The organism is Pueribacillus theae, assembly GCF_003097615.1.
Lineage (GTDB): Bacteria > Bacillota > Bacilli > Bacillales > UBA6769 > Pueribacillus > Pueribacillus theae.
Genome location: NZ_QCZG01000001.1, coordinates 221,291 through 235,119, shown reverse-complemented (window position 1 = coordinate 235,119; position 13,829 = coordinate 221,291). Strand labels below are relative to the sequence as shown.

10 protein-coding genes are annotated in these 13,829 nt (G+C 40.7%); all 10 read right to left on the bottom strand.

Translation table 11 applies throughout. From position 1 onward, the window contains the following. Positions 1 to 9: 9 nt before the first annotated feature. The 10 genes from nusA to pyrH all read right to left on the bottom strand — a co-directional run bounded on the left by nusA (position 10) and on the right by pyrH (position 13,743). The gene (nusA, locus tag DCC39_RS01215) at positions 10 to 1,104 is read right to left on the bottom strand and encodes a transcription termination factor NusA (protein WP_116553045.1); all 1,095 of its coding nucleotides are present in this window, start codon (positions 1,102 to 1,104) and stop codon (positions 10 to 12) included. Positions 1,105 to 1,204: 100 nt separating this feature from the next. Beyond that, the gene (gene rimP, locus DCC39_RS01210) at positions 1,205 to 1,678 is read right to left on the bottom strand and encodes a ribosome maturation factor RimP (protein ID WP_116553044.1); all 474 of its coding nucleotides are present in this window, start codon (positions 1,676 to 1,678) and stop codon (positions 1,205 to 1,207) included. A 170-nt stretch (positions 1,679 to 1,848) separates the two neighbouring features. Next, positions 1,849 to 6,147 carry a PolC-type DNA polymerase III gene (locus tag DCC39_RS01205; protein WP_116553043.1) on the bottom strand — a complete coding sequence of 1,433 codons (4,299 nt, stop codon included), beginning with the start codon at positions 6,145 to 6,147 and terminating at the stop codon, positions 1,849 to 1,851. 134 nt (positions 6,148 to 6,281) lie between these two features. Then, positions 6,282 to 7,958, bottom strand: coding sequence for a proline--tRNA ligase (locus DCC39_RS01200; protein WP_116553042.1), 1,677 nt, complete (start codon positions 7,956 to 7,958; stop codon positions 6,282 to 6,284). A gap of 70 nt (positions 7,959 to 8,028) precedes the next feature. Next, positions 8,029 to 9,288 (bottom strand): RIP metalloprotease RseP, encoded by a 1,260-nt coding sequence (rseP, locus tag DCC39_RS01195; RefSeq protein WP_116553041.1) that lies wholly within the window; start codon positions 9,286 to 9,288, stop codon positions 8,029 to 8,031. Between the two features lie 99 nt (positions 9,289 to 9,387). Then, on the bottom strand, positions 9,388 to 10,536 hold the full coding sequence (locus tag DCC39_RS01190) for a 1-deoxy-D-xylulose-5-phosphate reductoisomerase (protein ID WP_116553040.1): 1,149 nt from the start codon (positions 10,534 to 10,536) through the stop codon (positions 9,388 to 9,390). A 28-nt stretch (positions 10,537 to 10,564) separates the two neighbouring features. Beyond that, positions 10,565 to 11,356: a phosphatidate cytidylyltransferase gene (locus DCC39_RS01185; protein WP_116553039.1), complete on the bottom strand. Its 792-nt coding sequence runs from the start codon at positions 11,354 to 11,356 to the stop codon at positions 10,565 to 10,567. Between the two features lie 149 nt (positions 11,357 to 11,505). Continuing rightward, entirely contained in the window at positions 11,506 to 12,276 is a 771-nt protein-coding gene (locus DCC39_RS01180; RefSeq protein WP_116553038.1) for an isoprenyl transferase, read from the bottom strand. Positions 12,277 to 12,460: 184 nt separating this feature from the next. Further along, the gene (gene frr / locus DCC39_RS01175) at positions 12,461 to 12,982 is read right to left on the bottom strand and encodes a ribosome recycling factor (protein ID WP_407071822.1); all 522 of its coding nucleotides are present in this window, start codon (positions 12,980 to 12,982) and stop codon (positions 12,461 to 12,463) included. Between the two features lie 35 nt (positions 12,983 to 13,017). Then, positions 13,018 to 13,743: a UMP kinase gene (gene pyrH / locus DCC39_RS01170; RefSeq protein WP_116553036.1), complete on the bottom strand. Its 726-nt coding sequence runs from the start codon at positions 13,741 to 13,743 to the stop codon at positions 13,018 to 13,020. Positions 13,744 to 13,829 lie beyond the last annotated feature (86 nt).

Sequence of the window (13,829 nt, the reverse complement as noted above, 5' to 3'; positions counted from 1 at the left end):
GCCACACCTCTAAAATTCTTCTTCATTTTCCTCTGTTATGTCTACGTCAGTAAATGGATACAAACCTGAATCTTTTGCTTCAGATTCACTTTTAATGTCAATTTTCCACCCAGTTAGCTTCGCCGCTAGTCTGGCATTTTGGCCGCGTTTCCCAATGGCAAGTGAAAGCTGATAATCAGGTACGATAACAGTTGTTGTCTTCTCTTCTTCATTTACATCGACATGGATGACTTTTGATGGGCTCAGCGCGTTGGCGACATATTCCACAGGATCTTCAGACCAGTGAACGATGTCAATTTTTTCACCTTTCAGTTCGTTCACAATCGCCTGGACGCGCTGTCCTTTTTGCCCAACGCATGAACCGACCGGATCCACCCCCGGATCATCAGCATAAACGGCAATTTTCGATCGATCCCCAGCTTCCCTTGCAATCGATTTAATCTCGACAGTACCATCATAGATTTCGGGGACTTCAAGCTCGAATAACCTTTTCAGCAGTCCGGGATGAGTACGCGAGACCATGACTTGCGGACCCTTCGTCGTCTTTTCCACTTTTGTAATATAGACTTTGATTCTGTCATTTTGATGGTACTTTTCGTTAGGCATTTGCTCGCTGGCCGGAAGCAAAGCTTCTACCCGTCCAAGATTCACATAAATAAACCGGTGATCATGGCGCTGGACAATCCCTGTCATAATATCTTCTTCCCGATCGATAAACTCAGAATATACGATGCCACGCTCTGCTTCGCGAACCCGTTGAGTGACGACTTGTTTCGCTGTTTGAGCGGCAATCCTTCCAAAATCTTTTGGTGTTACCTCAATTTCAATAACATCTCCAATTTCATAATTGGGGTTCATATCCTTTGCTTTGTCGATTGAAATTTCCAAACGGGGATCGTTCACTTCTTCCACAACATCTTTTCTCGCAAAAACACGGATGCTTCCGATATCTTGGTTAAAATCAATGCGAACGTTTTGAGCCTGGTGAAAATTTCTTTTATATGCAGAGATTAATGCAGCTTCAATCGCCTCAATAATAACATCTTTGCTAATTCCTTTTTCTTTTTCGAGCGTTGAAAGTGCTTCTAACAAGTCACTGCTCATTACTTTCTTCTCCCCTTTTAGAGTTGTTCAAAGTTAGGGAAACATTGCCCTTTAAATTCTATATGAGATGAACCTAAGAATTTTAATCAACATATATCGTTTAATTAAAAAGAACAGCAAGTCTGGCACTTGCTATTTTTTCGTATGGTATTGCCGCTTTTTTGACTCGGTGTTTTTCTTTATACTCAACTGTGGCTACTTCCCCATCGAACTGAAGCAATTTTCCCTCAAACGTTTTATTGCCATCAATTGGTTCATACGTTTTAATGTGAACCTGCTTGCCAACCGCATTTTGAAAATGCTCTATTTTCTTTAAAGGCCTTTCCACACCAGGAGAGGATACTTCAAGAAAATAGGCTTGGGGAACCGGATCATACTCGTCAAGCCGCTGGCTTAGCTGTTCGCTTACTTTTCCGCACTCTTCAATGTCTACGCCATCCTTTGAATCAATATAAACACGAAGAAACCAGTTTTTTCCTTCCTTTACATATTCTACATCAACAAGTTCCAAATTCATTTCATTTAAAATAGGGGTAACAATTTGTTCAGTTAATTCGGTTATGCTTTGCGCCATCTTGAATCCTCCTCTCAAACGCCAGGCGTTTAGAGCATTTCGATAATAAACGAAAACGAAAGAGTGGGGAACCCCCACTCTTTTTCATCAGTGTATCGACTAGTATTTCCAACAATAATATATCATAACCGGCTTTTTCTTTCAACTTGACTGAATTGGGTTGATTTCAGCTAAAAAAGCGAAAGCTGGTTTGCTTCAGGCAAGCCTTCTAAACAACCATGTTCATCTAAATACTCCAACACTGTTTTCGTCATTTTACTTCGCTGCTGCAAATCTTCTTTCGATAAAAATTCTCCGGACTCCCTTGCCTTCATAATATTGATGGCTGCATTTGTCCCTACTCCAGGCAAAGCGTTGAAAGGAGGGATTAATGTGTCACCGTCCACAATAAACTGTGTCGCATGCGAACGGTACAAATCGACTTTTTGGAATGCCATGCCTCTTTCGCACATTTCAAGTGCAAGCTCAAGTACGGTTAACACACTTTTCTCTTTTGGTGAGGCGTCCAATCCTTTAGCATAGATTTCTTCGATTTTTGCCCGAATCGCATTCGATCCTTTAATCATTGTATCAAGGTCAAAGTCATCGGCACGGACTGTAAAGTAGGCAGCATAAAACAAAATCGGATGATGGACTTTAAAGTAGGCAATTCTAACGGCCATCAATACGTAAGCGGCAGCATGGGCTTTAGGGAACATATATTTGATTTTTTGGCACGATTCGATGTACCAATCTGGAACATCATGGCGTTTCATTTCTTCAATCCACTCATCTTGCAGCCCCTTGCCTTTACGGACAAACTCCATAATTTTAAAAGCAAGCGAAGGATCCAGTCCTTTATAAATTAAATAGACCATAATGTCATCGCGGCAGCCGATAACATCTTTCAATTCACATGTGCCATTCGCAATTAATTCGTTCGCATTATTGAGCCAAACATCGGTGCCGTGCGAAAGGCCTGAGATTTGAACGAGTTCGGAAAACGTGCTCGGTTTAGTTTCTTCAAGCATCTGCCTTACAAATCTTGTGCCAAATTCGGGTATTCCTAATGTGCCGGTTTTGCACAGTATTTGTTCAGGAGTCACTCCAAGTGATTCCGTTCCAGAAAATAGTTTCATAACATCTGGATCGTCTGTAGGTATTGTTTTCGGGTCAATGCCGCTTAAATCTTCAAGCATGCGAATGACTGTCGGATCATCGTGTCCAAGTATATCAAGTTTTAATAAGTTTTCATCAATGGAGTGAAAATCAAAATGCGTCGTTTTCCATTCCGAATTCCGATCATCCGCCGGATACTGGATGGGAGAAAAATCGTAAATTTCCATGTTGTCAGGTACGACAATAATCCCGCCGGGGTGTTGCCCTGTCGTCCGCTTGACCCCTGAACACCCCATGACTAGCCGATCAATCTCCGCACTGCGAAAATGGATGTTATTTTCACTTTCGTATTCTTTCACAAAACCATAAGCCGTTTTTTCAGCAACTGTACCGATTGTTCCCGCTCGGAAGACATAATCCTCACCGAATAATTCTTTTGTATAATTATGTGCCCTTGCTTGATAATCTCCTGAAAAATTTAAATCGATATCAGGCACTTTATCACCTTTGAAACCGAGAAATGTTTCAAAAGGGATGTCTTGTCCATCTTTTTTATACATTGAACCACATTGTGTACATTCTTTATCAGGCAAGTCAAAGCCCGATGCAACAGAGCCGTCATCAAAAAAAATGGAATGTTTGCAGTCTGGGCAAACATAATGTGGAGGGAGCGGATTCACTTCGGTAATTTCCGTCATTGTTGCAACGAGTGAAGAACCGACAGACCCTCTCGAACCAACTAAATAACCGTCATTTAAAGATTTCTTAACAAGTTTATGCGAAATTAAATAAATAACGGCAAATCCGTGGCCGATAATGCTCTTCAACTCTTTCTCAAGCCGCTCCTCTACGATTTCGGGCAGGGGCTCTCCAAAAATTTCTTTCGCCTTGGTGTAGCTCATTTTTCGTATTTCTTCCTCAGCCCCCTCGATTTGAGGGGTATACAAATCGGCAGGAACCGGCCTGATTTCCTCGACGAGAGAAGCAATATGCTGTGTATTATGAACAACGATTTCTTCCGCTTTTTCTTTTCCGAGGAAGGCAAAGCATTCGAGCATTTCATTTGTCGTACGGAAATGGACTTCCGGAAGTTTTTGCCTGTTTAACGGGTTTGCGCCGCCTTGTGAAGAGATAAGAATCTCACGGTAAATCCCTTCATTTGGATTTAAATAATGAACATTCCCTGTCGCAACGACAGGAATATTTAATTTCTCGCCAAGCTTTACGATCTTCGCTAAAATATCACGCAAAGCGTTTTCATCGCGTACAAGCTCCTTCTCAATTAAGTAGGCATAATTTGAGAGGGGCTGGACTTCCAAATAATCGTAGAACTTTGCAATCTCTTCCACCTCATCAGGTGACTTTTGCATCATTCCTTCGAAAACTTCTCCTTTATCACAACCCGATCCGACAATCAGCCCTTCCCGGTATTTCTCAAGCTTTGAACGTGGGATTCTTGCCGTCCGGTAAAAATAATCGATATGCGACAAAGAGACAAGTTTATAGAGATTTTTCAGGCCTGTTTGGTTTTTGGCTAAAAGAATGCAGTGAGACGGCCTGATCCTTTGAAAGTTGCCGCTTCCCATATTATCATTCAAGCGATCGTGTGATGTAATGCCACGTTCGACGGCATCTTTGACTAGTTTCCAAAGTAAATAGCCGGTCGCTTCGGCATCATAAATCGCCCGATGGTGTTGGGTTAATTCAATATCGAACTTTTTACATAGCGTATTTAACCGGTGATTTTTCAATTCCGGGTACAAAAATCTGGCCAGTTCAAGCGTATCAATGACAGGGTTCTTCGCATCCTTCAGGCCGATTTTTCGGAAGCCGACATTTAAAAACCCCATATCAAAACTCGCATTATGCGCAACAAGCGTGTCATCCTGAATAAAAGTATGGAAGTCTTTTAAAACGTCTTCGATTTCAGGCGCATTCTTTACCATGTCATCTGTGATCCCTGTCAGTTCAATCGTCGTTGCCGATAGTGGTTCGTGTGGATTGGCAAAGCGTTCAAAACGATCGATAATTTCCCCGTTTTTTACTTTAACCGCTGCAAGCTCAATGATTTTGTTATAAACCGCTGATAAACCGGTTGTTTCAACGTCGAATACGACATATGTTTCATTCATCAAATCTCGTTCAGCGTCATTATAAGCGATCGGTACACCATCATCAATCAGATTTGCTTCAAGGCCGTACAACACTTTAATTCCATGCTTTTTGCTTGCCGCATAAGCTTCCGGAAATGACTGAACGACAGCATGATCGGTGATCGCAATCGCCGGATGGCCCCACTTTTTTGCTTGTTCTACAAGTTTAGAAGTTGGGGTAACAGCATCCATTTGGCTCATTGGTGTATGTAAATGAAGTTCAACCCGTTTTTTTCCTTCAGGGGCGGTATCCTCCCTTACTATTGGGGTGATGGCGTTGATATCATTCGCAATCATCACAAGATCCCTGACAAATGTATCATTCTGGATGCCGCCGCGGATTTTTACCCACATCCCTTTTTTAACAGCTTGGAATAAATGGGCATCCTCCTTGCTGCGGGAAAACATTTTAATTAAAAGCGAACCTGTGTAATCTGTGAGTTTAACTTGCAGCAGTAATCTTCCACTTCTTAATTCTTTCAATTCAACATCGAAAATATAGCCTTGAATCGTAACTCTTCGCTCTTCATCTTGAATCGTTTCAATCGCAATTGGTTCATCCGTAATTTTATTTCCAATTTGTAATGAGGTTTCACTGGCAACGGCAGCTTTTTCAGCGTTTCTTTCGGTATTTATTATCGTCTGGCGCATTTTTTCCGCATCTTCTTGAGCTTTTCGCTCTTCAAACTGTTTATATTCATCCACTTGTTCAATAATCTTTGCTTCTAGTTGAAACGCCGGAAAGCCAAACGAGCGCAAACAATCTATTAGCTTTTTTTCAAGCCTCCGCTTTACAATGATCGCCTCTGCTTCATTTCTAACTTGTATTTCGAGTGTATTTCCACTCAAATTAGGAGATTGTTCCCTTAATAGAACGAGAAGCTGCTCAGAAACGCCATCTAATTGTGAAAGGCAATAAAGCCAATAATCATTTAGCAGATCTTCTGAACAATCAGGTTTTTCTGTAGTGATTGAAAAACTGGTATTGGCAATATGCTGGAACGTTTCCTTTAAATTTTTTTGAAGCAGAAGATAGACTTGAAAAGGCAAAATCGATTGCAAATGCAAATCAAAGTGCCAGCTTCTCTTCGTTTTATCGATAGACAGTTTGTTAAGATACCCATCCTTAAAGTAATGCTTGCTGGATTCATCATTTATACGAAGCTGTTCTAATAGGAGTTTGAAACGATCTTTTCTTGTTTCAAAGTCGATATTCATTTTCCTCCCCCAATTTCCGATAACTAAAATGAAGAAGCACCTCAAAAATGAGGCACTTATATTATGTGTTCAAAAAGCGTAACGAAGAATTGCGACGCGCGGGTTTTCAGTGCCTTTTTGAACATCCTCTTATATTAATCTAAAATTTTTAATTGCTGGCGTATAACTTCGATAATTGAATTGACAGGCACTTCGAACGACTCACCAGTTTTTCTTATTTTCACTTCAACAATGCCTTCATTTGCCTTTTTTCCGACAATGATGCGAATCGGAATGCCAATAAGATCCGAGTCTGAAAATTTGACACCGGCTCGTTCGGAACGATCGTCGTACAATACATCAATTGCTTCGTTTTGGATAATGGAATATAGTTTTTCGGACAATTCTTTTTGCGCTTCGTTTTTCGAATTTACACTAATCAGGTGAACTAAAAACGGTGAAAGGGAAACCGGCCAAACAATCCCCTTTTCATCATGGTGCTGTTCAACAACGGTGGCTAATACTCTTGAAACACCAATCCCGTAGCAGCCCATTAAAATGGGTTTAGATTTCCCGTTTTCATCTAAAAATGTCGCATTCATTGTTTCGCTGTATCTTGTTCCAAGTTTAAAGACTTGTCCAATTTCAATTCCTCTTGCAAAAACAATTTCACCTTGCCCATCAGGAGACGGATCGCCTTCTTGAATCATTCGAAAATCAGCGTATGCAGCAATATTAAAATCGCGGTCCGGATTGACATTCACATAGCTTTTTCCAGTACTGTCTGTGAGCGACCCGTTAGCAACAGCTTTTATTGCGTTATCGGCATAAATTTCGATCTCTTTATTAAAAAGCGATAGGTCATGTAACGAAACATTAAGTTTTTCGGCGGCTTCTTCTACTGTTAACGGTTTGACATGATTAGCGTCAAAATAATGTTTCACTTTAATCTCATTTACGACGTGCTCATTGCTCGTAAGGAGACAAACACATTTATCATCTGTTTCAAAAAATGTGTAATGGATACGATTTTTTTCTAAGCTTTCACGTTGCGACTCCGGATCCTCGACTAGCTGAAGTTCTTTTTGTTCTTCTTCACTTGCTTCGTATACGTCTAAAACAGGAGCCATCTCCACATTTGCCGCAAAATCAGATTCGGATGAATAAGCAATGGTGTCTTCACCGACCTCTGACAATGCCATAAACTCATGAGTATCTTTTCCGCCTATCGCTCCACTGTCCGCAACTACCGGCCTAAAATTTAATTTGCATCGATTGAAAATGGCTTTGTACGTCTCAACCATGACGTTATAAACCTTATCTAAGCCTTCTTCACTGGAATCAAATGAATACGCATCTTTCATAATAAATTCCCGCCCTCTTAATAAACCGAAACGAGGGCGCTTTTCATCTCGATATTTCGTTTGAATTTGATAAAGAAGGACAGGCATTTTCTTATAGCTGTTAATTTCATCACGCACAAGACTTGTTATTAACTCTTCATGTGTCGCCCCTAAAGCAAAATCCCGGTTGTGGCGATCTTTGAGCCTCATTAATTCCGGCCCATAAAGTTTCCAGCGGCCAGTCTCGTGCCACAATTCAGCTGGCTGGATCGCAGGCATAAGCAATTCTTGCGCACCAGCTTTATTCATTTCATCTCGAATAATTTCTTCAATTTTCCGCAATACAATAAATCCCAAAGGAAGGTATGAATATATGCCTGATGCGTTTTGCCTCATAAACCCCGCCCTAAGCAGCAATTGGTGGCTTACAATTTCCGCATCATTCGGTACCTCTCTTAACGTCGGAACAAAATAATTTGACTGTCTCATAAAAACACCTCAAGAATAGAAGTCAGATGTTAGAAATTAGATATTGGAAATAAAAAATTTCCACTGTTGTTTACAAGAAAAACTTTTGAATATCATTCCATGTCACAACAATCATTAAAAGCATGAGAAAAGCAAATCCAACAAAATGGACAAGGCTTTCTTTTTGAGGATCGATCGGCTTACCTCTAAGCCCCTCAAGAATAATAAATATTAAACGGCCACCATCAAGGGCTGGCAATGGCAATAAGTTAATTAAGCCTAAGTTGACGCTTAGCATGGCCGTCCATTGCATTAATGTCGCTATTCCTTGTTGTGCTGCTTCATCTGTATAATTGTAAATCCCAACAGGACCCGATAGATTATCGATCGATATTTTTCCGGTAATTAATTGGCCCAGCCCTGTAAAAATAGCCTTCGAGTACAAGATTGTTGTGTCAAAACCGAATTCAAGCGAACCTAAAAATGAAGTAACCCTTTCATATCCGACGCCGATAAAGCCTTCTTTCTCGCCTTTATAATTCAAGCGTTCATCTGGCGTAACATGGACATTAACTTGTTTGCCATCACGGTTCACAGAGAAGGCAAGCGTCTGATTCGGGTTGGTTTGAATCACTTCAGTGAACTCATCCCAATTGCTTATAGGGTTGCCGTTAATCGCTGTTATCCTGTCACCGGCTTGAAGCCCCGCTTCAACGGCCGCTCCATCTTCAGCAACGCCTCCAATAACGGCTTCTTTTGATGGGGCGCCATAAATGAGCGCAAAAATAAACAATATAACAAAAGCTAGTAAAAAGTTCATAAACGGGCCTGCAAAAATGGCCAAAAATCGTTGAAACACAGTCTTCGATCCAAATTGGCGATCGATCGGAGCAATTTGAAACTCTTGTCCATCAATGACATACGAACAAACCGGATCGACGCGATAAGTTTCTAAAGGGCCTTCTTCGCTTTCGTAGCCCTTAACATAGAGTCCCTTTTCCAAGTCAGCTTCTTCTACTGTAAAGTCTTTCAGATTTGGATACTTGTTTTTTTGATTAACGATAATTTTTGTAATTACCCCATCATCATTCAGTTGCAGTTTTATTCTGTGGCCAGGCTTCAACTCAATCATTTCAGGATCTTCGCCGGCCATTCTAACAAATCCACCAAGTGGTAAGAGACGAACCGTATAAACCGTTTCACTTTTTTTTATTGAGAAAATTTTCGGTCCGAATCCAATGGCGAATTCTCTGCATAGAATGCCCGCTCTCTTTGCGAGCAGCAAGTGGCCGAGCTCATGGATAAAAACTAATAGGCCAAATATGATGACGATAGCAATTACACTGTTCATGGTAAAATAACCACCTTTATTATGACAATCTTGATATTGGCAAGAATGATAACGCTGTGAGACGAACATTTGCTGTTTTTGGAAGAAATTAACATGACCTTATTGGATGAGTTTTTTTACTGCATTCCGTGTTTCATTATCGGCATCCAAAATGGCTTCCAACGGCGGGTCATTGATCGTGACGTGGCGTTCCATCGCCTTTTCAACGAGCGTTTCAATCTCTAAAAACGAGATGTGATTCGATAAAAACGCCGCAACAGCTTCTTCGTTTGCTGCATTTAATACGGCGGGCATTGTCCCTCCAATTTTGCCTGCCTGAAACGCCATTTTCAGACAACGGTAACGTTCATAATCAATTTCAGCGAAATGTAAGCTGCCTATTTCACTTAAGTTTAACCTTTTTGTCCGCGGTAATTCAAGTCTGTCAGGATAAGTTAACGCATATTGAATCGGAATTTTCATATCCGGTGTTCCAAGTTGGGCAATCACGCTTGTATCTTTAAATTCCACCATTGAATGGATGACGCTTTCTCTATGTAAAATGACATCGATTTGACTGTAAGGCAATTGAAACAGCCAGTGAGCTTCAATGACTTCAAGTCCTTTATTCATCATCGTAGCTGAATCAACTGTCAGTTTTGCACCCATCGACCAATTCGGGTGATCCAATGCTTCAGCCACTGTCACATTTTTTAGTTCATCACGCATTTTGTCGCGAAAACTGCCTCCGGAGGCCGTGAGGATAATTTTGGCAATTTCACTTTTTTTCTCGCCATTCAAGCATTGAAAAATGGCTGAATGTTCGCTGTCAACCGGAAGAATCGAAACCCCTTTTTCCGCCGCTGCTTTCATTACGATATGCCCTGCAGTAACTAATGTTTCTTTGTTCGCAATCGCAATGGTTTTTGAGCATTCAATTGCTGCCAATGTTGGTTTTAGGCCGACACTTCCAACGACCGAATTTAGTAAAAGATTTGCATCCGGATGTGTTGCTACTTCAATTAAGCCTTCCTCTCCAAAAACAACTTTCGTTTCAGGGGGAAGCACAGGGAAAAGTTCATCCCTCGCATCCTTTGACAAAACAGAGACAAGCTTTGGTTTAAACTCACGAATCATTTGTTCACCGAGCCCTATATTTTGTCCGATGGACATTGCAACTAACTTCATTGAATCCTGATTCGCTCTAATCACATCAAGTGTTTGCGTTCCAATCGAGCCTGTGGCTCCCAGCAAACTGATTTTTTTCAAAAAAAACACTCCTTACCTTCATGTATAATCATACAAGATGAAATAAATGCAATATCGGCAGAACAAAAATTAAACTATCAAAACGATCTAGAATTCCACCGTGTCCAGGCAGGAGTTGACCGGAATCCTTTACACCGTAGTGTCTTTTCAAAGCGGATTCCACGAGATCGCCGACTTGGCCAAATACTGCAACAATAGCCGCTATCATGATTGCGGTTGTAAAATCGAATAACGGATAAAAAAGCTGAAACAAAATGGAGACGGCAACCGCCGAAAGCACGCCACCAAGAGCGCCTTCAACTGTTTTATTCGGACTGATTTCAGGCCATAATTTCCTTTTTCCCATTGCCCTTCCGGTAAAGTAAGCACCGCTGTCGGTTGCCCAAATTAACAGCAACACAAAAATTAAGGTTGGCAAGCCTTCCGGCATCATTCTTGTCGCGTAAAAATAGTAAAAGCCAAAACCGGCATATAATGAGCTCATCAGTACGAATGAAACTTCATCAAAGTTAAACCTGTTTTTCGAAATAACGGTCAGCGACAATAAAAGTAGTAAAGCAAATAGAAAAAAGTCTATCTTATGATTTGAATAGATAAAAATTTGATCATACCAATCATCCGGCATCACGATAATAAAAGTCAACAAAAACGCAATGATGCCAGGGGGTGATAAATAAGCTGTTTTTTTCATTTTTAGTAATTCAGATATCGCTATGAATGCAAGGAAAATAGATAAAAATGTAAATGGCAGCCCTCCGACCATGACAAGCAGAACGAGGGGAATACCTGCAACGATAGCTGTTATGATTCGCTGTTTCATAGTTTCCTCCTTATAGGGGCTGTTCAAAAATCCGGAGGCTCACAGGATGTGAGTCAGTTCGACGTGATCACAGGACGTGATGCTTTTAGTCGAACATCCTTACATAGGCTGCGAATCTCGTTGTCCTCCTTTTTGAACACATACTTATATTAACCAGACGGGACTCCCCCATACCTTCTGCCGCGATGTTGATAGTCTCTCACCGCACGGACAAATTCATCTTCAGAAAAGTCCGGCCATAACGTTTCCGTAAACCAAAGCTCCGTATAAGCTAATTGCCAAAGCATAAAATTACTTAAACGTATTTCCCCGCTCGTGCGGATTAAAAGATCGGGATCTTTTAATTCTGGGCTGAATAAGTATGTAGAAATGAGTGATTCAGTAACATTTTCGGTTTCGATCAATCCTGAACGGACATCGTCTGCAATTTTTTGAATGGCTTTTGTCAATTCATCGCGGCTGCCGTAATTAAGCGCAAAATTTAAAATCAAGCCGTTATTATGTTTTGTCTGCTCTATCGCTGTTTCAACCGCTTCAATCGTATGACCCGGCAAATGGTTTTTCTCGCCCATTATTCGCACTTGCACGTTCTCTTCCACTAACTCAGGCAAATATGTTTTTAAAAAGATTTCAGGCAATTTGAGAAGGAAATCCACTTCATCTTTTGGCCGCTTCCAATTTTCAGTGGAAAATGCGTATAATGTTAAAGCTGAAACTCCAATTTCGTTCGCTTTTTTAACGATTTTTTTTATCACTTTTGTTCCTTCTCTATGGCCGGCTATTCTTGGAAGGCCCCTTTTCTTAGCCCATCGTCCATTTCCATCCATAATAATTGCAATATGTGAAGGAATTTTTGATAAGTCTAAATCCACTTCGTTTGACTCTTGGTTATCTTTACTTCTAAAGAATTTCCCAAGCATTAAAAATCCTCCATTTGCTTGAAATGACTCACTGCATTTCATTTTTTCGATTCGTGAGGTGCATGTCAAAAAAGTGAAGTGTTAGCACTTGTACATCGGACTTTTTGAACAACCTCTAATAGTAAAAAACCCCCTAAAAAAGAGGGTTACATAACAATCTGATTCTATTTTAACGTTAAAAAAATTATACTTCCATGATTTCTTTTTCTTTTTCGTTTGAAACTGTGTCAATTTCAGCAATATATTTATCTGTAAGTTTTTGGACGTCTTCCGTTAGCCTTCGCAATTCGTCCTCTGTAATTTCACCATCTTTTTGGCTTTTCTTCAGTTCATCATTCACATCTCGCCGAATGTTTCGAATCGAAACTTTGTTCTCTTCTCCATATTTTTTTACTAATTTAACAAGTTCGCTTCGGCGTTCTTCGGTAAGAGCTGGAATCGTGATTCGAATGTTATTGCCATCGTTGGAAGGAGTTAAACCTAAGTCGGATTTTAAAATTGCTTTTTCAATCTCATCGAGAACAGATTTGTCATACGGTTGTATTAATAACGTACGGGCTTCAGGCACAGAAATGCCTGCAAGTTGATTCAATGGTGTTGGCGCACCATAATAATCGATTTGAATTTTTTCCAAAAGTGAAGGGTTCGCTCTACCGGCTCTCAATGTCGCCAATTCTTTTCTTAGGCTGGCCACTGATTTTTGCATTCGCTCTTCGCCATTTTTCAAAATTTCTTTTGTCATTAGTTTTTCCCCCTTACAACTGTCCCAATTTCCTCGCCTAAAACCGCTCGTTTAATGTTTCCTTCTTCCATAATCGAAAAGACAATTAACGGAATGTCATTATCCATACATAGAGAGGAAGCGGTTGAATCCATAACAGCAAGACCTTGCTTCAATACATCAAGATATGATAATTTTTCAAATTTGGTCGCTTTTGAATCGATTGTCGGGTCAGCACTATAAACGCCGTCCACATTATTTTTCGCCATCAAAATAACTTCTGCCTCTATTTCTGCAGCCCTTAACGCTGCAGTTGTATCTGTTGAAAAATAAGGGTTACCTGTACCAGCGGCAAAAATCACAACACGTTTTTTTTCAAGATGGCGAATCGCTTTGCGGCGGATATACGGCTCAGCAACTTGCCTCATTTCAATTGACGTTTGGACCCTTGTTTCAACACCAAGGTTTTCAAGGCTGTCTTGGAGAGCTAATGAATTCATTACTGTTGCGAGCATTCCCATATAATCTGCATTTGCGCGATCCATTCCCATTTCACTGCCTATTTTCCCGCGCCAAATATTCCCGCCGCCTACGACAACGGCAACCTCTACACCGAGTTCAACAATTTCTTTCACTTGCATTGCAATCGACCGTATGACACTTGGCTCAATACCGAAACCTTGGTCGGCAGCAAGTGCCTCGCCGCTTAATTTTAAAACAACACGATTGTACTTTGCTTCGCTCATAGTCCCCTCCGAAAGTTGTAAATTAGATGCTTTGAAAAAGGGGAACACACAGTGTTCCCACAAATTCGTTCGTTGTCTCAACAGCG